Source organism: Pimelobacter sp. 30-1 (assembly GCF_018831735.1).
Lineage (GTDB): Bacteria > Actinomycetota > Actinomycetes > Propionibacteriales > Nocardioidaceae > Nocardioides.
The window spans coordinates 217,722-240,875 of the sequence record NZ_NHTS01000005.1 but is presented as its reverse complement, the minus strand read 5'-3'; the positions used below and the strand labels follow the sequence as shown (position 1 = coordinate 240,875).

Genomic DNA, 23,154 nt, shown 5'->3' with positions numbered 1-23,154 from the left:
CCGCGGGACAGGGACAACCCGGCACACCTCCCAGGACCGCCGAAGGAGCACGTTCCGGCGGCCGAAGTCGCGGGGTTCAGGCGCCGAGGGCGCAGGGTTCACCCCTCGAGGGCGCAGGGTGGGTGCTCTGGCAGGCTGGACCCGTGAGCCGAGCGGTGGTCGTGGGTGCCGGGATCGCAGGTCTGACGGCGGCGCGGGAGCTCGCCGCCGCGGGACACGACGTACTCGTGCTGGAGGCGACCGACCGGGCCGGGGGCAAGCTGCGCTCCGCGGAGGTCGCGGGGGCGACGGTCGACGTCGGTGCCGAGGCGATGCTGCACCGGCGTCCCGAGGGGATCGCGCTGGCGGATGCGCTGGGCCTCCCGCTGGTCCATCCGACGGCGGCGAGCTCGCGGGTGTGGACCCGCGAGGCACTGCGCCGGCTGCCGCGCACGGTGATGGGCGCGCCGGTCGACCTCGACGAGCTGGCGGCGTCCGGGATCCTCTCGGCGGAGGGCATGAGTCGCGCTTCGGACCAGCAACTGCCGCACTTCGTCCCGGGGGGTGACATCGCGGTCGGCGACCTCGTCGCCCAGAGGTACGGCGACGAGGTGGTCGATCGTCTCGTCGAGCCCCTCCTCGGCGGTGTGTACGCCGGCCAGGCCCGCCGCATCTCCACCCGCTCCGCCGCGCCCCAGCTCCTCGACCTCCTCGTCCGCGACGAGGTCGTGCTGCCACCGCCGCCGGCCGAGGCGCCGCCCGTGTTCGCCGCCGTCGACGGCGGGATGTGGCGGCTGCCCGCCGCGCTCGCCGAGGACGTGGCCGGGCGGCCCGGCTGCGCGATCCGGTACGACGCCCCGGTGACCGCGATCCGCCGTACCGGCGCGGGTTTCGTGGTCGCCACCCCCGACGGCGACGAGGCCGCCGACCTACTCGTGCTGGCCACGCCCGCCGCGCCGACCGCCCGGCTGCTCGGTGACATCGCGCCCGCCGCGGCGGCGGAGCTGGCGGCGATCGAGTACGCGTCGGTCGCGCTCGCGACGTTCGCCTTCCGCGCCGACGACCCCGCGGTCGCGGAGGCGCTCGACGTCGGGGCTTCCGGCTTCCTGGTGCCGCCGGTCGACGGGCGCCGGGTCAAGGCGGCGACGTTCTCGTTCGCCAAGTGGGAGTGGGTACGCCGGACCGGCGCCGGGCTGCTGGTGCTGCGCACCTCGCTGGGGCGCTACGGCGAGGCCGACGTCCTGCAGGTGCCCGACGCCGAGCTCGTCGCGGCCTCGCGCGCCGACCTCGCGGCGGCGACCGGGCTGCCGCTCGCCGTACCGGCGGAGGACGTCGTGGTTCAGCGCTGGGGCGGCGGACTGCCGCAGTACTGGGTCGGTCACACCGACCGCGTCGCCCGGATCCGCGCGGCGGTCGCCGCCGTCCCGGGGCTCGCCGTGTGCGGCGCCGCGTACGACGGCGTCGGCATCCCGGCCACCATCGCCTCGGCCCGCGCGGCCGCGGCCCTGCTGCCGTAGGGAACCGCACCACCGGCGGGCGCGTCGGACCCGCATGAAGCAGACCCGCTCCCGACTGACCCTCGCCCTCGCCGGTGCGGCCGCCGTGGTCTCGCTGGCCGCCTGCGCAGGTTCCGGCGGCGACTCCGACAGCGCCGACGCCGACGGGGCCGGCGGCGGCCGCGCCGCCGTCGCCGCGACCCGGGACGCGCCGGAGGCCGCCGACCTGGGCTCGCTGAGCAAGCAGGAGTCCGCCGCCGACGCCGATCCGGCGGCCGGTGCCCCCGCGAACCCCGCCAGCCCCGGTCAGCAGGACGAGGCCACGACGCCCGCGGTGATCTCGACCGGCACCGTGTCCCTGGAGGACAAGGACGTCGCGCGGACCCGGCTGGAGGTCCGCAAGATCGTCGACCGCTTCCGCGGCTCGGTGAGCGAGCAGGAGACGGTGACCGGCGACAAGGGCGAGGTCGCCTCGGCGCGGCTGGTGCTGCGGGTCCCGGCGGCCCAGTTCGACGAGGTGGTCACCGCGCTCGAGGACGTCGCGACGCTGACCGACTCGAGCACGAGCTCGGAGGACGTGACCGGCGAGGTCGTCGACGTCGAGGCGCGGATCCGCGCGCAGCGCAAGAGCGTCGAGCGGATCGAGACGCTCCTGGCCCGCGCCGAGACGATCGAGCAGGTGGTCGCGGTCGAGACCCAGCTGGCCCGCCGCCAGGCCGACCTCGACGCCCTCGTGTCGCGGCAGAAGTGGCTGGCGGACCAGACCGGGATGTCGACGGTGAGCGTCTACATCCAGCAGCCGGCGCAGAAGGACGACAAGGGCGACGACGACAAGGGCGGCTTCCTCGGCGGCCTGGAGCGCGGCTGGGACGCCTTCGTCGACGGGCTCGGCGGCGCCGCCCTGGTGCTCGGGTTCGCGCTCCCCTGGCTCATCGTGCTCGCGCTGCTGGGCGCTCCGCTGGCGTGGGCACTGCGGCGGCGTGCCGGCCGCCGGCCGGCCGGACCGACGGCGCCGACGGACCCGACGCCCCCGCCGACGAGCCCTCCCGCGGCGGCGACACCGTGAGGTCCCGGCCGCGGGTCTCGGGCAGCAGCGCCATGCAGGTCAGGCTCAACAGCGCTACAACGACGTTGTAGCCGGCGACGAGCCACAGCGAGTCCCCACCGAGGGTGACGAGCCAGGCCGCGATGAGCGGGGTCAGCCCGGACGCCACGACCCCGGAGAGCTGGTAGAGCGCGCTCAGCGCCGAGTAGCGGTAGCGGGTGTCGAAGAGCTCGCTCCAGAACGCGGCGAGCGGACCGTAGACGGTGCCGTAGACCAGGCCCAACCCGCCGATGAAGGCCACGCTGACGGCGAGACCGCCGCCCGACTGCACAGCGGCCGCGACCGGGAACGCCAGGGCCAGCCCCAGCAAGGCGCCGACCCGGTAGACGGGCTTGCGGCCGAACCGGTCGCTCAGCGCCCCGGACACCAGCGTCAGCACGACGCCGAGCACCGCACCGACCATGATCGCGTTGAGCACGAGCGACTTCGCGACGCCGACGGTGTTGACGGCGTACGCCAGCAGGAACACCGAGTACAGGTTGAACGTGAAGCCCTCGACGAAGCGGGTGCCCATGCCGAGCAGCAGCGTGCGCGGCTGGTTGCGGAACAGCTCGCGCACCGGCATCGCGCTGACCTCCTTGCGCTGCTGCACCTCGCGGAAGGCGGGGGTCTCCATCACCGACAGCCGGATCCAGGCCCCGATCGCGAGCAGCACGATGCTCAGCAGGAAGCACACCCGCCAGCCCCACGCGAGGAACTGCTCCTCGGGCAGCCGGCTGGCCAGCGCGAACGCGCCGGACGCGAGGAACAGCCCGCCCGGGACGCCGATGTGCGCGAAGCTGCCGAAGAAGCCCCGTCGCTCCGGCGGCGCGAACTCGACGGCGAGGAGCACGGCGCCGCCGTACTCGCCGCCGACGCCGATGCCCTGGAGGATCCGCAGCAGGACGAGCAGGATCGGCGCGAGCACCCCGATGCTGTCGTACGACGGCAGCAGCCCGATGAGCGCGGTCCCGGCGCCCATGATGCCGAGGGTCCAGATCAGCATCGCCTTGCGGCCGATCCGGTCGCCGAAGTGGCCGAAGACCAGCCCGCCCACCGGGCGGGCGAGGAAGCCCACGGCGAAGGTGCCGAAAGCCGCGAAGGTCGCCGCGGTGCCGCTGAGGCCGTTGAAGTAGAGCTTGTCGAAGACCAGTCCCGCGGCGGTGCCGTAGAGGAAGAAGTCGTACCACTCGATCGTCGCTCCGACCGCGGCCGCGAGCGCGACCCGGCGCGGGGAGGGTCCCACCGCGCTCACGCGGCGAGGAGGCGGTCGACGACGGGGCGGGCCCGGCCGAGCCAGTCGGCGTAGGCAGCGGGATCATCGTGCGCCCGGTCGAGGACGTACAGCCCACCCGCCGGTACGACGGCGCCCAGGTGCGTCAGCAGCGGCGCCAGGCCGAGCTCGGGCGCGAGCGCGTGGGCCGGTCCCGCCCCGAGCATGAGCGGTACGGCGACCCCGCCGAGCTGCCCGACCGCGAACCGGTCGAGGAACAGCTTGAGCAGCCCCGTGTACGTCGCCTTGTAGGTCGGGCACGCGACGACGACCAGCCGCGCCCGCCCCACCTGCGCGACGAGGTCGTCGACGGCCGGGTCGGTCCAGTCGATCAGCGCGGCGCCGAGGGTGGCCAGGTCGACGACGAGATCCGGCTCGGCACCGACGAGCTCGCGGTGCAGGTGGAGTGCCGCGGACAGCGTGCGGCTCGCTGCCTTGGGATTGCCGACCAGGACCGCGGTGCTCATCGCCCGACGGCCCCGAACGGCACGGAGGCGCTGACCCGGCGGCGCGGGCCGTCGTACTTCCACAGGCCGCGGTCGGCGAGGATCGGCAGCACGCCCTCGCCGAACCAGTAGGCGCCCTCGAGGTGCGGGTAGGCCGAGAGCACGAACTCGGAGAGGCCGAGGTCGGCGTACTCGGCGATCCGGTCGGCGACCTGCTCGTGGCTGCCGACGAGCGCGGTGCCGGCCCCGCCGCGGACCAGACCGACGCCGGCCCAGACGTTGGGGTAGATCTCCAGGTCGGCGGTGCTGCCGCTGTGCAGGTCGAGCATCCGGCGCTGGCCCTCGGACTCGCTGCGGCGCAGGCCCTCCTGGACCTTCGCGATCGCGGCGGGGTCGATCCCGGCGAGCAGCCGGTCGGCCTCGGCCCAGGCCTCCTCGGCGGTGTCACGGGTGATGACGTGCATCCGGATGCCGAACCGGATCGGGCGGGCGTCGAGGTCGCGGCCGCTCTCGGCGGCGAGCCTGCGGACCCACGCGATCTTCTCGGCCACGGCCTGCGGCGGCTCGCCCCAGGTCAGGTAGACGTCGGCGTGCTCGGCGGCGACGAGGCCGGCCGCGGGCGAGGAGCCGCCGAAGTAGATGTCCGGCACCGGGTCGGGGATCTGGCCGAGCTTGGCGGCCTCGACCGAGAGGTGCTTGCCGGTGAAGTCGACGGTCTCGCCGGTCCAGAGGCGGCGCACGATCTCGAGGAACTCCCCACAGCGCTCGTAGCGCTCGTCCTTGTCGAGGAAGTCGCCGAACATCCGCTGCTCGTGGCTCTCGCCGCCGGTGACGACGTTGAGCAGGAGCCGTCCGTCGGAGAGGTTCTGGAAGGTCGCCGCCATCTGCGCGGCGAGGTAGGGCGCGACGATGCCGGGCCGGAACGCGACCAGGAACTTCAGCCGCTCGCTGGTCTGGCTGAGCATCGCGGTGGTCAGCCAGGCGTCCTCGCACCACGCGCCGGTCGGGGTGAGCGCCGCCTCGAAGCCGTTGTCCTCGGCCGCCCGGGCGACCTGGGTCAGGTACGCCACGTCCGCAGGACGCCCGGCCTGGCCGGGGTTGACGCCGTGACCGCCGCCGACGACGTGCCGGCCGTCGCCACCGTTGGTGGGCAGGAACCAGTGGAACTTCAGGGACATGCGCTCTACTTCCTAGATCTGGCCGTGGTTGGGCGGCAGGGTGCCGTCGATGGCGTGCCGGCCGAGGTGGTGGACCTTCCACGCCGCCGGGTCGTGCAGGGTGTGGGTACGGGCGTTGCGCCAGTGCCGGTCGAGGTCGAGCGAGGCGATGGCCGAACGGGTGCCGGCGACCTCGAAGAGGCGGCTGCCCGCGTCGACCGCGGCGGCGGTGGTCGAGGCCCGGGCCGCGGCGACGGCGAGGCTGGCCTCGGCGGCGCTCTGCGCGGTGAGCCGGGCGCGGGCCCGGTCGACGGCGCGACCGGCCTCGGCGACGAGTGCCTCGGCGGCCCGGACCTGGAGCTCGACCTCGCCGAACGCCTGGACGACGAGCGGGTCGTCGGCCGCGCGCTCGGTGCCGTAGTGCGCCATGGCGTCGGGGTAGGGCCGGCTCTTGGTGGTCACGAACGTCCCCGCCTCGCGTACGGCGGCGCGCGCGATGCCGGCATCGATCGCGGCGTGGAGCAGCTGGGCGAAGGCGCCGTACACCTGGGGGCGCTCGAAGGTCAGGTGGTACGGCATCACCCGGTCACCGGCGACCCGGACCCGGCGCAGCCGCACGGTGCCGCTGGCGGTCACCCGCTGGCCGAGGCCGTCCCAGTCGTCGACGACGGCGACCCCGGCGGCATCGCGCTCGACCCACGCGACGTGGAGCGGGCCGTCGTCGTCCAGGTGCGCCAGGACGGGGATCCAGTGCGCGAAGAGCGCCCCGGTGGCGTAGCCCTTGTCGCCCTCCAGCAGCCAGTCGCCACGGCGCTCCGGGTCGGGGCGCAGCGTGGTCGCGTGGTCACGGACGTGGCGGCTGCGGATCTCGGACTGCGCGTTGCCGAAACGCTTGCCGGCCAGGACCTCGCCGAGCAGGTGCTCCTGCAGCGCGGGGCTCCCCTGCTCGACCAGCGCGGCGACGTAGACGAAGTGGCTGTGCGGGATCTGCGCGAGGTTCGGGTCGCCGGTCGCGATGAGCCGCACCACCTCCGCCAGCACCTCGGCGCCGAGACCCGCGCCGCCGTGCGCGACCGGCACGGTGATGGCGAGCAGGCCGGACGCCGAGAGCTCCTCGACCTCCGCGACCGGGAGGATCCGCTCCCGGTCGCGGACGGCGGCGCCCCGGGCGAAGCGCGCGGCCAGGTCGGTGGCCGTCGCGATCGCCGAGTCGGCGGTGTGCCCGGTGCGGCGGGTGGGTGCGGCGATCGTCATCCGACGCGCTCCAGCTCGGCCGCCTCCAGCTCGCGCACCAGGGGCAGCACCTCGCGGCCGAAGTACTCGACGTCCTCGAGGTAGTGCAGGAAGCCCAGCAGGAACAGGTTCACGCCGCGCTTCTTGTACTCGATCATCCGGGTGGCGATCTGCTCGGGCGTGCCGATCAGGCCGGTCCGGAAGCCGTCGTTGTACTGCACGAGGTCGGCGAACTCGGAGTCCTGCCACATGCCCTTCTTGTCGCCGGTGGACTGACCGGCCTGCTTGACCGCGGCGCCGAAGCCCTCGACCGCCTCGCGGTCGGCCTTGTCGACGATCTCGCGCAGCACGTCGCGGGCCTCGGCCTCGGTGTCGCGGCCGATGAAGAAGCCGTTGAGCCCGAACTTCACCGTGCGCCCGTGCACGGTCGCGACGTCGGTGACGTCCTGGATCTGCTCGGAGATGCCCTCGGGGGTGTTGCCGTTGGCGAAGTACCAGTCGGAGACCCGGCCGGCCATGCCGCGGGCGTCCGTGGAGTTGCCGCCCTGGAAGATCTCCGGGTGCGGGCGGCCCTCGACGGCGACCGGCTTGGGCTTGAGGTCGAAGTCGTGGAGCCGGTAGAAGTCGCCGTTGAGCTCGGCGTGCTCGGAGGTCCAGATCTCGCGGACGTAGCGGATGAACTCCTCGGCCCGGCGGTAGCGCTCGCCGTGCTCGAGCCACGGCTCGCCGAGCTTGGTGAACTCGTCCTTGAACCAGCCGCTGACGACGTTGACCGCGGCCCGGCCGCCGGAGATCTGGTCGGCCGTGGCGAGCAGCTTGGCGAGGACGCCGGGCTGCCACAGGCCGGGGTGCACCGCGGCGATCACCTTGAGCCGCTCGGTCGCGAGCAGCAGCGCGAGGCTGAAGCTCGTCGACTCGTGCTGGTACGCCGCGCCGTACGACGCGATGTAGCGCACCTGCGTGAGGGCGTACTCGAAGCCGTTGTTCTCGGCGAGACGGGCGAGCCGGACGTTGTAGTCATAGCTCCAGTCGGTGCGCTGCTCGATCTTGCTCACCACGAGTCCCCCGCTGACGTTGGGCACCCAGTAGGCGAACTTGAGCGGCTCGGCGAAGGCCTCGATGTCGAAGGGCTGCTGGTCGGTCATGGCTGTCTCCGGTGGATAAGTCGAGTAGTTCAATAGACATTAGCGGATAGATGCGGGCACGCAAGACGGAGCGGGGCCGCCGGTCCCGTGGAACCGACGACCCCGCGATAGGCAGGACCTCTCACCCTGCGCTCGCGCCCGCCTCCGCGCCGGGGCGCGCGGTGCGGCCGATCGCCCAGGCGTACGGCGGCGGGGTGCCGTTGACGAGGTGCCCGCCGACCACGCGGGCCTTGAGGATCCGCGGGTTGTGCGAGGCCACCGTGCGCGCGTTGCGCCAGTGCCGGTCCAGGCCCGCCGACCGCGCAGTGCCCGAGGCGCCGAGGGTGTCGAACAGCGCCGAGGTCAGCCCGAGCACCAGGTCGGTGACCACGACCTGCGCCTGGGAGGACTCGATCTCGGCGGCCTCGTTGGCCGCGGCCACCCGCTCCGGCTCGCCGGACGCGACCGGCGCCAGGTCGGCGACGGCCTGCACGGCACCGGCGACCCGGAGCGTGGTCGCCTCGGCGGCGTACACGGCGGCGGAGGCCTCGCCGATCCGGGCCAGCACCTGCGGGTCGTCGCGCACCCGCGCGGCGTTGGCATGGGAGTAGTTGCGCTCCCGCTCGCGCACCCGGGTGGCGAAGTCGTGCAGCGCCGCCTTGCCGATGCCGGTCAGCACGGCGAGCAGGTTGAGCTGGTAGAGCGCGGTCTGGAACGGGAAGCGCTCCCCGAAGGCCAGCACGTGCTCGGCCGGCACCGGCGCGGCGGCGAAGGTCGTCGTCCCGCTGCCGGAGCCGCGCTGGCCGAAGCCGTCCCAGTCGTCGGAGACGGTGACCTCGGGGTCGCGGGTGTCGACGAGCGCGATCGCGAAGTCCGGCTCGTGACCGGGACGCTCGCGGCGCACGTAGACGTCGGCCCACTCGGCGTAGATCGTGCCGGTCGTGTAGAACTTGCTGCCGCTGAGCAGGTAGCTCCCGTCGCGCTGCCCGGTCAGCACGGTCTGCTGGGTGTCGATCGCCGTGGCGCCGACCTCGGACCAGGCGTTGCCGGCGATCTCGCCGGCCGCGAACCGCTCGAACCACACCCGCTGGTCGGCGCCCTGCGCGTGCTGCCAGAGCCGGTCCTCGACCAGCGCGGCGTGCCCGCGCAGGGCCTGGGGCAGGTTGCTGTCTGCGGCCGCGAGGTCGATCCAGAGCTGCGTGAGCTCGGGTATCGAGGCCCCGCGGCCGCCGTACTGGGTCGGGACGCGGAGCGCCCCGAAGCCGGCCTCCTTGAGCCGGCGCACCTCCTGGTCGGGCAGGACGTCGTCCAGCTCGCGCTGGAGCGCGCCGGCGCCGATCTCGGCGAAGAGCTCGGAGAAGGTCATCGCGGGCTCCTCACGTGTACCAGGACGGCGCGGGCAGCTCGCCGAGCAGCGCGTAGCGGCCCACCTCGGCCCGCTTGTGCGCGATCGGGTCGTGCAGGCTGTGCGTGCGCAGGTTGCGCCAGTGGATGTCGAGGCCGACGCTGCTCGCGGTGGCGCGGGCGCCGGTGACGTCGTACACCCGGGTGGCGACCTCGAGCCCGACGTCGATGGCGACCTGCTTGGCCGCGGCGATGACGACCTCGGCCTCGCCGCGCTCCTGCGGGGTGACCGTGTCGGCGTGCGCGTTGATCGCCTCGATCAGGGTGGCGGCGCGCTCGGCGAGCGCCTCGGCGGCCCAGAGCTTGGCGCGCAGGTCGCCGTAGGTCTCCAGGATGTAGAACTCCTGGCTCGCCGACTCCTTGACGTCGGGCGTGTAGGGCCAGGGTCGCGTCCGGTCCCGCGTGTACGTCGCCGCGGTGGCCAGCGCGCCCTCGGCGATGCCGAGGTAGAGGTTGACGAAGATCAGCTGGATGAGCGGCACGTTGAGGGTGTTGTAGACCCGCGGCCGGAACTCCCAGCCGGCGTCCGTGCGCACGTAGCCGGCCGCCGCCTCCCACGGCACCCGCACGCCGTCGATGACGACGCCGCCGCTCTCGGTGAGCCGCTGGCCCAGCGTGTCCCAGTCGCCCTTGAACCGGATCGCCGGCTGGTCGGTCGGGACGATGGCGAAGACGTGCCGGTCGGTGCCCTCGATGACGCCCTCGAGCACGGTGACGTCGGAGACGCGGCCGCCGGTCGAGAACGACTTCTCGCCGCGGAACACGAGCGTCTCGCCCTCGTCGGCGATGACCAGGTCGGCGTCACGCGGGTTGACCGCGCCGCCGAAGAACCACTGCTCGCGCGTGGCCTGCTCCTCGACCACGGCGATCTGCTCGGGGGTGCCGACCAGGCGCACGGCCCAGAACCAGAGGTAGTGGTAGCCGAGCAGCTGCCCGATCGACCCGTCGCCGGCGCTGACGGCGCGGATCACGCGCAGCGCCGTCGTCCAGTCCTGGCCGGCGCCGCCGTGCTCGACCGGGCCGAGCAGGGTGACCAGGCCGGACTCCTTGAGGAGCCGCACCTCCTCCGTCGGTACGGCGAGCGCCCGGTCCCGCGCGACGGCGTCCGCCGCGAGCGTGGTCGCCACCTGCCGGGCGCGGTCGAGCCAGCCGTCGGGCGTGGTGGGGCGGTCGGTCCACCCGCCGGCGGCAGTGCCGGCCGGGGCGGTGAGATCAGCGGTCATGAGAGGGCTCCTGAGACGAGGGGGTCGGGGCGAGCGGGTCCGTGTTACTGTTTGTCTACAGACTTACTGCACTATTGGTCGTCTTCAAGGGCCCCGGCCCACGGCGTCACCGATGGACGTGAAAGGGAGCACCGATGCGGATCGAACAGCTGGAGTACCTCGCCGCCGTCACCCAGCACGGATCGCTGCGACGGGCGAGCGAGAAGCTCCACCTCTCCCAGCCCGCGCTGAGCGAGGCCCTGACCAAGCTCGAGCGCGAGCTGCGGGTCACCCTCCTCGACCGGCGCCGCTCCGGTGCCCGGATCAGCCGGGAGGGTCGCGAGCTGCTCCCCTACATGGTCGAGGTGCTCGCCGCCGTCGACCGGCTCAAGATCGCGGCCGGCGACCAGCGCACCGACACCCGGGTGATCCGAGTCGGCACGGTGCACGCGGCGACCTCGACCCTGCTGGTCCCCGCGGTCCGCTCGTTCCAGGAGCGCCACCCCGGCACCACCGTCGAGGTGCTCACGCTCCAGCAGGCGCAGATCGACGAGGCGCTCGCCGAGGGCACCCTCGACCTGGGCCTGGTCAACGTCCTCGACGGCGACGACCCGCCGATCGGGCTCGACGGGATCGACCTGCTGCACGGCCGGCCGGTCGCCGTACTGCCGGCGGGGCACCCGCTCACCGCGCGCCCCCAGGTCACCCTGGACGAGCTGCGCCAGGAGCGCTTCGTGATGATGCGCGCCGGCTACGTCATGCACCGCTTCGTGCACCGCGCCTTCGGGCCCGAGGTGCCGCCGGCCGCGCACAGCACCGACGGTGCCGAGATGGGCAAGGCACTCGTCGCCGAGGGCGTCGGCGTCACGGTGCTGCCCGACTACTCGGTGCTCGGCGACCCGCTGCACCGCGTCGGCATGATCGAGGCGCGCCCGATCGCCGGCGACAACACGTTCGTCACCCTGCAGCTGCGCCAGCGCAAGACGCTCCAGCAGCCGCTCCCCGTGCGCGAGCTGCAGAACGCGCTCGCCGCCCGGGCCGCCGAGTACCGAGCGAGCCGGGCGGCGTCCTGACGCCGGGTGGGGGCGAGGCTCAGCGCACCTTCTTGGTGGCCGCCGAGGCCTTGACGACGGTCGTGTAGCCCGCGCGCGTGGCGGTCACCCGCACGCTGACGCGCTTGCCGCGGTCGGCCTTGGCGAGCTTGTACGTCGCCCGCGTGGCGCCCTTGATGACCTTGCCGTTGCGCAGCCACTGGTAGCGCAGCGTCGCCGTGGGCGCCCAGGTGCCGGGCTTGGCGGTGAGCTTCTTGCCGACCTTGGCGGTGCCGGCGACCCGGGGCGTGGGCGTCGTGGTGAACGTCCCGGTGACCGCGGCGGTCGCCGCCGAGGTCTTGTCCTCGGTGACGTAGCCCGCCTTGGTCCCGGTCACCCGCACCGTGATCCGCTGGCCGGCGTCCGCGGCGGTGAGCCGGTAGGTCGTCCCGGTGGCGCCCGCGATCGGGCTGCCGCCACGGAGCCACTGGTAGGCGAAGGACGGCGCCGGGTCCCAGGTCCCGGTGACCACGGTCAGCGTCTGGCCGACGATCGTGCGCCCGGTGACGGTCGGCGTCGGGGCCGCGGCGAACGGGGCGGGCACGGCACCGGCCGGCGCGGAGGTCTCGGACGCGGTCGTGTAGCCGGGCAGCGTGCCGGTGACCTTGACGGTGACCGTCGTACCGGCATCGGCGGGGGTGAGGACGTACGTCGAGGAGGTGGCGCCGGCGATGACCGCGCCGTCGCGCAGCCACTGGTGGGCCAGGGTGACCCCGGCCGGCCCCCAGGTCCCGGCGTCCGCGGTCAGCGTGGCGCCCACCGCGACCTCACCCGAGACCGTCGGCGTCGCCGTGGTCAGCGTGCCCGGCTGGACCGCCGCCGTCGCGACCGACGTCCTCGACGAGCTCTGGTAGCCGCTGAGCGAGCCGGTCACCTTGACCGTGATGGTCTTGCCCGCCTGGGCCGCGGTCGGGACGAAGCTCGCCCCGGTCGCGCCGTCGACCTTGACGCCCCCGGCGAGCCACTCGTAGGCGAACGACGGGGCCGGCGTCCAGGTACCGGTCTGCGCGGTCAGCGTCCGGCCGACGACGGCCTGACCGGTGATCGTGGGCGTCCCCGGGGCGAGCACGCCCTGGACGGTCGCCGTCGGGTCGGAGGTCCGGGCCACCGGCGGGTAGCCGCCGGCGAGCGTGCCGGTCACCTTGACGGTGATCTTCGTGCCGCGGTCCGCCTCGACCAGCTGGTACGACGGCGCGGTCGCGCCGCTGATGACCGCACCGTCGCGCAGCCACTGGTGCGCCAGGGTGACGCCGCTGGGGGCCCAGGTGCCCGCCTGGGCGGTGAGGGTGGAGCCGACGACGGCGGAGCCGGTCACGGTCGGCTGGGGGCTGGTGGTCACGCCGCCGCCGATGGTGGTCTGCGCGGAGGCGTAGAGCTGGCTGTCGCAGCAGGTCCAGTTGTAGGCGATCATCCGCAGCTCGACGGCGGCACCGGCCATCGCGTTGGTGACCACGAGGTTGCTGTTGGCCAGGTCGACGGTGCTGCCGACCTGCTTGCCGTTGACGTACCAGGAGGCCATCGGATCGGTGTCGGCCGGCGTGAACGACATCCCGGGCGCGACCGTGAGGGTGTTGCCCGGCATCGGGGTGCCCTGGATGGCGAGCGAGCCGGTCATGGTGGGCGTGGTGCCACCGACCTTGCCGACGAGCCGGTTGCTGGTCGCGGTGCGGTGGCCCGCCAGCGTGCCGGTGACCTCGACCATGAGCGTCTTGCCCGACTGAGCAGCGGTCGGCGTGAACGTGGTGCTCGTGGCTCCGGCGATCGGGGTGCGGACGCCGCCGTCGTGGGTGATCCACTGGTAGGTCAGCGCGACCCCCTCGGGGCCCCACCCGCCCGGCCGGACCGTGAGCGGCACGCCCACCTTGGCCGAGCCGTCGACCCAGGGGTGACCCACGGTGAGCGAGCTGCCGGCCGAAGGCAGGGTGACCGTGCCCTGGAGCGTGGGCTCCTGGGTGGTCGGCGTCCACTCGGTCGCGGTGGCCAGGGTGGTGGCGTTGTTCCAGCATCGGTCCTCGTAGCGGACCGCGCGGGTGTTGTAGTCGTAGTCGTCGTCGTAGAAGCAGACCTTGTAGGTCGCCCCGGCCGCCACGGTGCGCGACATCGCGCCGTTGGCGTCGGTCAGCAACGGACCCATCTGCAGACCCTGGTCCCACTGGCCGGTGGTCGGGTCCTTCTTGAAGACGTTCCAGCGCACGTTCTCGAGCGGGGCCCCGGTGGACGTGACCGCGCGGAGCTCGATCGACGGCTCGGCCGTCGGTGCCGCGGCCGCCGCCTGGGCTGCCGACGGCGGGAGCAGGAGCGTCGTGGCTCCCAGGGCGAGCGCCACCAGGGCGCGCGACATCAGCTTCATCTTCATCCCTCGCGAGAGCACGGCCACCACCCACCGGGCGACTCGCTCCACTTCTACCCAGGCGCCGAGGCGCGCCCACCCGCGGAATCCGCGGATCCGGGGATCAGCGCAGCGGGTAGCCCTGGACGAACTCCGTGAGCCGCGCGAGCTGGTCCGGGTTGGTGCTCGGGATCACACCGTGACCGAGGTTGAAGATGTGGCCGCGGGCGGCCCGGCCGGCCTCGATGACCTCGCCCGCGCGGGCCGTCATCACCTCGGTCGGCGCGAACACGAGCGTCGGGTCGAGGTTGCCCTGGACGGCGCGGTCGCCGACGAGCGGGATGGCGCGGTCGAGCGGCGTGCGCCAGTCGACGCCGACCACGTCGGCGCCGGCCTCGCCCATGAGGTCGAGCAGGTTCGACGTACCGACGCCGAAGTGGATGCGCGGCACGCCCAGCTCGCCGACCCGGGCGAGCACCCGGGCCGAGTGGGGCTGGACGTAGCGGACGTAGTCGGCCGGCGTCAGGGCGCCCGCCCACGAGTCGAAGAGCTGGACGGCGGAGGCGCCCGCGGCGACCTGGGTCTCGAGGAAGACGGCCGAGATGTCGCCGATCTTGCGCATCAGGGCGTCCCACACGTCGGGCTGGCCGAACATGAGCGCCTTGGTCTTGGCGTGCTCCTTGGACGGCCCGCCCTCGACCAGGTACGACGCCACGGTGAACGGCGCCCCCGCGAAGCCGATGAGCGGCGTCCCGCCGTTGATCCCGGCCAGCTCGCCGACCAGGCCCTGGACCGCCTCGGTCACGAACCCGATGTGCTCGGGGGTGAGGTCGGGGATCGCCGCGACGTCGTCGAGGGTCCGCACCGGGTTCGCCACGACCGGCCCGACGCCCGGGACGATGTCGAGGTCGACGCCGACCGCCTTGAGCGGCAGCACGATGTCGGAGAAGAAGATGGCGCCGTCGACGCCGTAGCGGCGCACGGGCTGGAGCGTGATCTCGACGATCAGCTCGGGGTCGGCGCACGCGTCGAGCATGGCGACGCCCTCGCGGACCGCGAGGTACTCGGGGAGCGAGCGGCCCGCCTGGCGCATGAACCACACCGGCGTGTGGTCCACCTCCTCACCGCGGGCGGCCCGGATGAGGGCGCTGTCGGCGAGCGGACGGGGGGCAACGGCGTCGGTCACGGGGTCCAGGCTCTCAGGTGACCGGCGTGGGACGCACATCGATCGCCCGGTTCGCCCTAGGGTGAGGCCATGGTCGCCCGGCAGGAGACGAGCCAGGGGTCCGGCACGGCCGGTACGCCCCCGGAGTTCGCTGCTGCCGTCGAGAGCCTCCGCACCGCCGCGTTCCGGCCCGAGGTGTTCTGCGAGGAGATGCCGGCCCCCCAGCGGATCGCGCCCTACGCGACCGCGCTCTCGGCCGACGTGACCGTCGACGACGAGGAGGTCGCCACCGGGCGCCTCGTCGTCCTGCACGACCCGGCCGGCAACGACGCGTGGGAGGGCACCTTCCGCTGCGTGGCCTACTGCCGGGCCGAGATCGACCACGACCTGGCCACCGACCCGATGCTCGCCGACGTGGGCTGGACCTGGCTCACCGACGCGCTCGACGCCCACGGGGCCGAGAACGTCGCGGTCTCCGGGACCGTCACCCGGGTGGCCACCGAGAGCTTCGGCACGATGGCCGGCGAGCCGGGCAGCGCCCAGCTCGAGATCCGCGCCTCCTGGACGCCGGTCGACCCCGGCGACCTCGCCACCCACGCCGAGGCGTGGGGCGAGCTCCTGTGCACCGCCGGCGGCCTGGAGCCCGTGCCCGAGGGTGTCGCCGTGATGCCCTCGCGCCGCGGCCAGCGAGGTGGCGCCGGCTGATGGCCGACGAGTCCACGGACCAGCCGAGCGCCCCCGCCGAGGCCGCACCGGTCGCCCTGCTGGCCCTCTCCGAGGGACTGCCGCCCGTCATCGACACCCCCGACGCCCTCGCGGCCTACTGCGCCGCGCTCGCGGCCGGGTCGGGTCCGGTGGCGATCGACGCCGAGCGGGCCTCCGGCTACCGCTACTCCAACCGCGCCTACCTGATCCAGATCAAGCGCGAGGGCGCGGGCATCGGCCTGATCGACCCGATCGCGTTCCCCGACCTGGCGCCGCTGGCCGAGGCCATCGGCGACAACGAGTGGATCCTCCACGCCGCCACCCAGGACCTGCCCTGCCTGGCCGAGGTCGGCCTGTACCCCTCCGCGCTCTTCGACACCGAGCTGGCCGGGCGGCTGCTGAACTACCCCCGCGTCGGGCTCGCCACCCTGGTCGAGGTGCTGCTGGAGCGGCACCTGCGCAAGGAGCACTCCGCGGTCGACTGGTCGACCCGCCCGCTGCCCGACCCGTGGCTCGAGTACGCCGCCCTCGACGTCGAGGTGCTCGTCGAGCTCCGCGACCTGCTGAGCCGCCAGCTCGACGAGGCCGGCAAGGCCGACTGGGCGCGCCAGGAGTTCGAGCACCTGCGCGGCTTCCAGCCGACCGTCCGGGTCGACGCGTGGCGCCGTACGTCGGGGCTGCACAAGGTCCGCGGCCGTCGTACCCTCGGCGCGGTGCGGGCCCTGTGGGAGACCCGCGACCGGATCGCCCGCGAGCGCGACGTGACGCCCGGCCGGCTGATCCCCGACGCCGCCGTGGTGGCCGCCGCGACCGCGATGCCCACCAGCCGCGGCGCGCTGCTCTCGACCCAGGGCTTCCACGGCCGGGGCGCCTCGCGCTACGCCAACGAGTGGCTGGCCGCCCTGCGCACCGCCGCCGAGCTGCCCGAGGACGAGCTGCCCACCCGGGTCTCCCACGGTGACGGCCCGCCCGCACCGCGGACCTGGGCCGACAAGGACCCGGTCGCCGCCCGCCGCCTCGAGCTGGCCCGGGCCGCCGTGGCCACGATCTCCGAGGAGCGCGAGGTCCCCCTCGAGAACCTCCTCACCCCCGACAGCCTGCGCCGGGTGATGTGGGCGCCCCCGAGCACCCGCGACCCGGTCGAGCTGCTGGAGGCGGTCATCGACCAGCTCCGCGGGCTCGGCGCCCGCAGCTGGCAGGTCGGGCTGACCGCGCCCGCGCTCAGCCGGGCCATCCTCGACGCCGAGGCGGCCAAGGCGGCCAAGGTGGCCAAGGACTCCTCGGAGCCGAAGGCCCCCGCGAAGCGGAAGGGTCAGTCCCGCTTGGCGTCGTCGGTCGCCGAGCCCGAGGGCGAGGCCGGCGGCGTACCCGTGGACGACTCGCCGTCCGAGGGCTCCTCGGACGAGTAGTCCGGGTCGAGCAGGATCCGCGACTTCTCGTCGATCGCGCGCAGCGACTCCTGCAGGTCCTGCAGGTCCGGCGTGGTGAACAGCAGCGCCTCGAGGTCGGGGGCGACCAGCGTGGCCAGCTCGCTGCCGTGCTCCATCAGCGGCGGCAGCACGATCGCGCGCACCGCGTTGGTGAACACGGTCGCGTGGGCCGGCTGCAGGTCGGGCTGCTGGAAGTCCGAGGACAGCGCCACGGTCAGCTTGGCCGGCTGGAGGTAGCCGGTCTCGGAGACCCGGGCCACCGCCTCGTCGCTGACCAGGTAGGTCATGAAGTTGGCCGAGGCCTCGGCCCGCGCGGGACGGCCGTGGGCCAGGCAGATGCCGTTGACCTCGCCGACGGTCTGGTTCGAGCCGAGCGAGGGCATCGGCATGACGTCGAAGTTGAGCCCGTCGGTGGCCCGCAGCTCGGGCGTCAGCGAGCGGAAGCCCGGCAGCATGGCGAGCTTGCCGCGCTTGAACCAGTCGACCGCCGAGCGCTGGGCGAGCTGGCGCGAGCTCAGCGTCAGGCGCGGGTCGCGGAGCAGCTCGAGGGTCTGGCGCAGGGCGTCGGTCGAGCTGTCGTCGCTCAGCGCCAGGCTGGTCGGGTCGGTCTCGTCGTCGTACATCTTGCCGCCGCCGGAGTAGACGAACGGCGCCAGCCCGCGCAGCGACGGGTCGATGTAGACCCCGCGCGTCTTGCGCCGGGGCCGGCTCGCGAACTCGGCGGCCGCGCGGAACTGCGCGAAGTTCCAGCCCGAGTGGTCGTCCTTCGGCGTGGGCAGGCCGTCGGCCGCCATCGCCTCGAAGTCGACGAGGTCGGCGTTGTAGTACATGACCATCGGCGAGATCGTGTAGGGCAGGCACTGCAGGTCGTTCTCGACCGAGAACGCCGCGACCGCCTCCCGAGCGAAGTCGTCGCCGATCGGGATCTCGCGCTCGGTGACCAGGTCGAGCAGCGGACGGTTGCGCTTCTCGGCCATCACCTCGGCCAGGTCGTTGCGCGGCAGCAGGTAGAGGTCGGGCGTGTCGGCACCGCCGCGGACGTCCTCGAGCATCGCGGCCGCGCTCGGCCACGAGCGCACCTCGACCCGGGTGTCCTTGCTGCTGGCGTTGTAGTCGTCGACCACCGCCTGGTACGCCGCGATCTCGGCCTTGTTGCCCCAGACCCCGAACTCGAGGTCGGTCCGCTTCACCGTCGGCGGGTGCTCGACGCGCGGCTTCTCGCGCTCGCTGACGTCGGCCAGCACGATCATCCCGATCAGTACGACCAACGCCACCGCGGTCACGACCGCGCCCGTCCGCCAGGTGAAGCCACGCACGCTCGTCCTACCTCCATCACTCGCACATCACTCGCACCAAAACCGTCGCCACCCTACCCGTGGGTTCGGCATCACCCGACGTGTCGGTGGACACTGGACGACATGTCCGAGCCCCGCCGCCACCACCGGCCCGCACCACGCGAGGCGGCGTTCTTCGACGAGTACGCCGACGGCGTCGACCCCGCGCTCCTCACCGAGGCCGCCGAGCGGGCCGCCGTCCTCCTGGTGCGCGGCGCGCACTCCAGCACCGACACCGGTGTCGCCGAGCGCCTCGTCCACCTCGCCGACACCGAGGGCATCGAGGCCCTCGCCGAGGTCTGGTCCCACGCCCCTGCCGAGACCCTCGCCGGCTGCCTGTGGCGCCTCTACCTCCTGCGCTCCTGGGTCTACGCCGACGCCCTCGGCGTCGCCCGCCAGTTCGAGGCCGGCCGCCGCCACGCCGAGTTCGCCCGCGTCGTCGCCGGCGTCGCCGACCCGCCCGGCCCCGACGAGCTGCGGCACATGGTCGACGAGGTCCTGCGCGGCATCGCCGAGGGCGACTTCGCCGACGTCCTGTTCCGCGCCGCCGCCTTCGCCCGGGTCGTCGCGGCAGGCCGGGGTGCCCTCGCGGACGTCCCCGCCGACGACGTACGGCGGATGCTCGACCTCGCCGAGCAGCTCGAGGCCGCCGGACACCTGGAGCTTTCGCATCGACTGGCCTGAGGGCCTAGACTGGGCACTCGAGCACGCCGGGCCGCGGCAGCCCCGGGTCCCAATTTCAGCCGCTACGAGCGGCCCTGCGCCGTGAGGCGCTCCCGGTCCGGCGTGCTCCTACTCTTGGGGGCGAGCGCGTCTCCCGCCGCGCTGCCGCCCCTAGAGCGCGTCGAACGCCTTCCGGATCCGCACGTCCGACACCGGCCCGTCCGTCCCCAGGTGCTGGGCCCACAGCGAGACCCGGTACTCCTCCAGCATCCACCGCAGCGCCCGCAGCGCCGCCCCCGGCGGCCGTCCCTCGGGCAGCGCCGCCACGCGGGCCAGGTAGGCCTCCTGGAGCGGCTGCACGACGTCCATCCGCTGCCGGTCCTTGACCAGGGCGGCCGGGCCGCCGTTGTCGAGGGCGACCCGGCGCTCGCGCATGGCGAGCAGCCAGATCCGCAGCCGGCGCAGCCGGGCGGTGCCGAGCTCGCCGACGAAGCCGTCGTGGACGAGGCGGCCGAGCTGGGCCTGGAGGTCGGCGAGGGCGGGCAGGAGCGGGAGGTCGGCGCGGCCGCTGAGGAGGCGGTCGACCTCGCGCCAGGTCTCCAGGACGCGCAGGAGCTCGGCGAGGGTCTCGCGCACCGAGGCGGCGGCCGTGGCGCGCAGGGCGGTGAGCAGGGCGTCGAAGTCGGCGGCGGTGAAGACCGCGGGCCGGGCGTCGACGGCGTCGGTGACGACGGCGCGCAGGCAGTCGGCGACCAGGTCGGCCGTCGACCCGTACGGCGTACCGGCCAGGCCGAGCTTCTGGGCGTTGCTCAGCCCGTCGACGACGCCCGCGAGCGGCTTCGAGCCGAGCCCCAGCAACGCCAGCCGTACGACGCCCAGCCGGTGCCGCGCGTCGCGCTCGTCCGCGGACCCCGACACCTGCAGGCCCACCGTGGTGCCCTCGTCGACCAGGCCCGGGTAGGCCTCGACCTCGTGCCCGGCCCGGGTCCAGGTCGCCGTCACCGGGATCTCGTCGAAGACCCAGCCGGTCTCGCCGGTCCGGGCGACGCCGGAGTCGGAGGCGACCGCCTTCATCGCCTTGTCGAACTCCCCCGCCAGCGGCGCCTTCAGCTCGGTGAGCGACTTGCCGCGGCCCTGGATCTTGCCGCTCTCGTCGACGACGCGGTAGGTCGGCTTGAGGTGCTCGGGCAGGGCGCTGAGGTCCCAGGCCTCGCGGGGCACGTGCACGCCGGTGGTCGAGCGCAGGTAGCGCTCCAGCGCGGTGAGCAGCGCCTCCTCCCCCGCCGGTACGGCGGCCAGGAACTCCCGCGCCGTGTTGGGTGCCGGCACGAAGCTCACCCGCAGTGCCTTGGGCAGGCTGCGGATCAGCTCGGTGACGAGCTCCTCGCGCAGCCCGGGCACGATCCAGGAGAAGTCGTCGTCGTCCACGCGGTTGAGCGTCGCGACCGGGATGTCGATGGTCAGGCCGTCGTCGCGCGCGCCCGGCTCGAAGTGGTAGCTGATCGGGAAGGTCAGCCCGCCGGCGACCGACCACGCCTCGGGGTAGTCGGCCTCGCGCACCTCGTCGGCGCGGTCGTGAGTGAGCATCGCGGGATCGAAGTCCAGCAGCCGGGCGTCGGCCCGCCGGGCGTCGCGCCACCAGCGGTCGAAGTGGGCGCCGCTGACGATGCCGGCCGGGACCCGGGCGTCGTAGAAGTCGAAGAGGGTGTGCTCGTCGACGACGATGTCGCGGCGCCGGGCGCGGTGCTCGAGCTCCTCGGCCTGCTCCAGGAGCCGCTTGTTGTCGCGCAGGAAGTGGTGCCGGGTGTCCCACTCGCCGTAGACGAGCGCGTGCCGGATGAAGATCTCGCGGGAGAGCTCGGGGTCGACCTTGCCGTAGGTGACGGCACGATCGGCGGCCAGCGGTACGCCGTACAGCGTGACGCGCTCGCGGGCCATGACGGCCTGGCGCTTGCGGGACCAGTGCGGCTCGGAGTAGGTCCGCTTCACCAGGTGCGCGCCGAGCCGCTCGGCCCAGCGCGGGTCGATCGCGGCGTTCTGGCGGGCCCACAGCCGGCCGGTCTCGACGAGCTCGCCGGCCATCACGAAAGGCGGGTTCTTCCGGGCCAGGCCGGAGCCGGGGAAGATCGCGAACTTGGCGCCGCGGGCGCCGAGGTACTCGCGGGGCCCCGGCCGGCGCCCGTCCTTGCGGGCCGCGCCCGGCTTGGGCTTCTCGCGCTCCTCGAGGACGCCGACGTGCGAGAGCAGTCCGGAGAGCAGCGCCTGGTGGATGCCGTCGGCGTCGGGGGTGTCGGCCGGGGCCTCCGGCCGGACGCCCATCTCCTTGGTCACCTGGCGCAGCTGGGCGACGAACTCCTGCCACTCGCGCACGCGCAGGTAGTTGAGGAACTCCCGCTTGCACATCCGCCGGAAGGCGCTGCCGGAGAGCTCCTTCTGCTGCTGGCGCAGGTGGTTCCAGAGGTTGAGCCAGGTGAGGAAGTCCGAGCCCTCGGCCTTGAACCGGGCGTGGAGCTGGTCGGCCTGGGCCTGCTCGGCCGGCCGGTCGGCACCGGGCCGCTCGCGCGGGTCCTGGAGCGAGAGCGCGGCCACGATGACCAGGACGTCGCGCACGCAGCCGAGCCGCTCGGCCTCGAGCAGCATCCGGCCCAGGCGCGGGTCGATCGGCAGCCGGGCCAGGCGGCTGCCGATCTTGGTCAGCTGGCCCTCGCGGCCGGACGCGGCGACGGCGCCGAGCTCCTCGAGGAGCTGGGTGCCGGCCTGGACGTTGCGCCGGTCGGGCGGCTCGACGAACGGGAAGGCGGCGATGTCGCCGAGCCCCAGCGAGGTCATCTGCAGGATGACGGAGGCCAGGTTGGTGCGCAGGATCTCGGGATCGGTGAACTCGGGACGGGACTCGAAGTCCTCCTCGGAGTACAGCCGGATCGCGATGCCCGCCGCGACCCGGCCGCACCGCCCGGAGCGCTGGTTGGCCGAGGCCTGGCTGATCGGCTCGATGGGCAGCCGCTGGACCTTGGTGCGCGCGGAGTAGCGCGAGATCCGGGCGACGCCGGTGTCGATGACGTAGCGGATCCCCGGCACCGTCAGCGACGTCTCCGCCACGTTCGTCGCCAGGACGACGCGCCGCCGCGAACCCTTGGCCGGCGCGAACACGCGGTGCTGCTCGGCCGCCGAGAGCCTGCTGTAGAGCGGGAGGACGTCGACCCCGCGGATCCCCTCCCCCAACGGCGCGAGCGCCTCGGCGGTGTCGCGGATCTCCCGCTCGCCCGGCAGGAAGACCAGGATGTCGCCCGGCCCCTCCGCCGACAGCTCCTTGACCGCGTCGACGATCGCCTCGGTCTGGTCGCGGACGATCGGCTCGCCGTCCTCGTCGTCCTCGGGCAGGTCCATGAGCGGCCGGTAGCGGACCTCGACCGGGTACGTGCGGCCGGAGACCTCGATGATCGGGGCGTCGTCGAAGTGCCGGGCGAAGCGGTCCGTGTCGATGGTCGCGGAGGTGATGACCAGCTTGAGATCGGGCCGCCGGGGCAGGAGCTGCTTGAGGTAGCCCAGCAGGAAGTCGATGTTGAGGCTGCGCTCGTGCGCCTCGTCGATGATGATCGTGTCGTAGCGGCGCAGCAGCCGGTCGCGCTGGAGCTCGGCCAGCAGGATGCCGTCGGTCATCAGCTTGATCCGGCTCTGCTTCGAGGTCCGGTCGGTGAACCGGACCTGGTAGCCGACCAGGTCGCCGAGCTCGGTGCCCAGCTCGGAGGCGATCCGCTCGGCCACCGAGCGGGCCGCGATCCGCCGGGGCTGGGTGTGCCCGATCATCCGCGCCCGGCCGTCGGGCCCGGGCGCGCCGCGCCCCAGCTCCAGGCAGATCTTCGGGAGCTGGGTGGTCTTCCCGGAGCCGGTCTCGCCCGCGACGATGACGACCTGGTGGTCGCGGATCGCGGCGGCGATGTCCTCGCGTCGGGCACTGACCGGCAGGTCGGGCGGGTAGGTGATGTCCACAGCGGGACCATCCTCCCATCCGACCGAGCGCGACGGCCACGCAGTTGTG

16 protein-coding genes and 1 pseudogene are annotated in these 23,154 nt (G+C 73.7%); 6 read left to right on the top strand and 11 right to left on the bottom strand.

Annotated features, from left to right (window positions below):
• Positions 1-143: 143 nt before the first annotated feature.
• Positions 144-1,496, top strand: a complete 1,353-nt coding sequence (locus tag CCO04_RS12520; protein WP_308281195.1) for an FAD-dependent oxidoreductase — start codon at positions 144-146, stop codon at positions 1,494-1,496.
• A gap of 34 nt (positions 1,497-1,530) precedes the next feature.
• A pseudogene (locus CCO04_RS28545) lies at positions 1,531-2,382 on the top strand (DUF4349 domain-containing protein); the annotation flags it as partial.
• A 22-nt stretch (positions 2,383-2,404) separates the two neighbouring features.
• Here the strand turns inward: CCO04_RS28545 and CCO04_RS12515 are convergent.
• From CCO04_RS12515 to CCO04_RS12485, 7 genes are all read right to left on the bottom strand, one after another.
• Positions 2,405-3,814 (bottom strand): MFS transporter, encoded by a 1,410-nt coding sequence (locus CCO04_RS12515; protein ID WP_215814472.1) that lies wholly within the window; start codon positions 3,812-3,814, stop codon positions 2,405-2,407.
• A complete protein-coding gene (locus tag CCO04_RS12510) occupies positions 3,811-4,299 on the bottom strand; it encodes an NAD(P)H-dependent oxidoreductase (protein WP_215814471.1) in 489 nt (162 codons plus the stop codon). Before CCO04_RS12510 ends, CCO04_RS12515 begins: the two co-directional genes overlap by 4 nt.
• Positions 4,296-5,456, bottom strand: a complete 1,161-nt coding sequence (locus CCO04_RS12505) for an LLM class flavin-dependent oxidoreductase (protein ID WP_215814470.1) — start codon at positions 5,454-5,456, stop codon at positions 4,296-4,298. The genes CCO04_RS12510 and CCO04_RS12505 overlap by 4 nt, the downstream gene beginning before the upstream one ends.
• A 12-nt stretch (positions 5,457-5,468) precedes the next feature.
• Complete coding sequence (locus CCO04_RS12500; protein ID WP_215814469.1) at positions 5,469-6,689, bottom strand: SfnB family sulfur acquisition oxidoreductase; 1,221 nt, start codon at positions 6,687-6,689, stop codon at positions 5,469-5,471.
• Positions 6,686-7,813, bottom strand: coding sequence for a dimethylsulfone monooxygenase SfnG (sfnG, locus tag CCO04_RS12495; protein ID WP_215814468.1), 1,128 nt, complete (start codon positions 7,811-7,813; stop codon positions 6,686-6,688). The genes CCO04_RS12500 and sfnG overlap by 4 nt, the downstream gene beginning before the upstream one ends.
• A 121-nt stretch (positions 7,814-7,934) precedes the next feature.
• Positions 7,935-9,158, bottom strand: a complete 1,224-nt coding sequence (locus CCO04_RS12490; protein ID WP_215814467.1) for an acyl-CoA dehydrogenase family protein — start codon at positions 9,156-9,158, stop codon at positions 7,935-7,937.
• A 10-nt stretch (positions 9,159-9,168) separates the two neighbouring features.
• The gene (locus tag CCO04_RS12485) at positions 9,169-10,419 is read right to left on the bottom strand and encodes an acyl-CoA dehydrogenase family protein (protein ID WP_215814466.1); all 1,251 of its coding nucleotides are present in this window, start codon (positions 10,417-10,419) and stop codon (positions 9,169-9,171) included.
• Positions 10,420-10,553: 134 nt separating this feature from the next.
• On the opposite strand from CCO04_RS12485, the gene CCO04_RS12480 reads away from it, so the two are divergent.
• On the top strand, positions 10,554-11,471 hold the full coding sequence (locus CCO04_RS12480; protein WP_215814465.1) for a LysR family transcriptional regulator: 918 nt from the start codon (positions 10,554-10,556) through the stop codon (positions 11,469-11,471).
• A gap of 19 nt (positions 11,472-11,490) precedes the next feature.
• On the opposite strand, the gene CCO04_RS12475 is transcribed toward CCO04_RS12480, so the two are convergent.
• Together CCO04_RS12475 and hemE are read right to left on the bottom strand one after the other, a co-directional pair.
• Entirely contained in the window at positions 11,491-13,839 is a 2,349-nt protein-coding gene (locus CCO04_RS12475) for a hypothetical protein (RefSeq protein ID WP_215814464.1), read from the bottom strand.
• A 103-nt stretch (positions 13,840-13,942) separates the two neighbouring features.
• Complete coding sequence (gene hemE / locus CCO04_RS12470; RefSeq protein WP_215814463.1) at positions 13,943-15,043, bottom strand: uroporphyrinogen decarboxylase; 1,101 nt, start codon at positions 15,041-15,043, stop codon at positions 13,943-13,945.
• A 30-nt stretch (positions 15,044-15,073) separates the two neighbouring features.
• Between hemE and CCO04_RS12465 the strand changes: the two genes are divergently transcribed.
• Both CCO04_RS12465 and CCO04_RS12460 read left to right on the top strand, forming a co-directional pair.
• A complete protein-coding gene (locus CCO04_RS12465; RefSeq protein ID WP_215814462.1) occupies positions 15,074-15,688 on the top strand; it encodes a DUF3000 domain-containing protein in 615 nt (204 codons plus the stop codon).
• A complete protein-coding gene (locus CCO04_RS12460; protein ID WP_215814461.1) occupies positions 15,688-17,097 on the top strand; it encodes a ribonuclease D in 1,410 nt (469 codons plus the stop codon). The genes CCO04_RS12465 and CCO04_RS12460 overlap by 1 nt, the downstream gene beginning before the upstream one ends.
• Here CCO04_RS12460 and CCO04_RS12455 read toward each other — a convergent pair.
• The gene (locus tag CCO04_RS12455) at positions 17,001-18,434 is read right to left on the bottom strand and encodes an extracellular solute-binding protein (RefSeq protein WP_215814460.1); all 1,434 of its coding nucleotides are present in this window, start codon (positions 18,432-18,434) and stop codon (positions 17,001-17,003) included. The genes CCO04_RS12460 and CCO04_RS12455 overlap by 97 nt on opposite strands.
• 102 nt (positions 18,435-18,536) lie before the next feature.
• Between CCO04_RS12455 and CCO04_RS12450 the strand changes: the two genes are divergently transcribed.
• Entirely contained in the window at positions 18,537-19,136 is a 600-nt protein-coding gene (locus CCO04_RS12450; protein ID WP_252373156.1) for a hypothetical protein, read from the top strand.
• Positions 19,137-19,286: 150 nt separating this feature from the next.
• Here CCO04_RS12450 and hrpA read toward each other — a convergent pair whose 3' ends face one another.
• Entirely contained in the window at positions 19,287-23,105 is a 3,819-nt protein-coding gene (hrpA, locus tag CCO04_RS12445) for an ATP-dependent RNA helicase HrpA (RefSeq protein ID WP_215814459.1), read from the bottom strand.
• Positions 23,106-23,154: the final 49 nt, after the last annotated feature.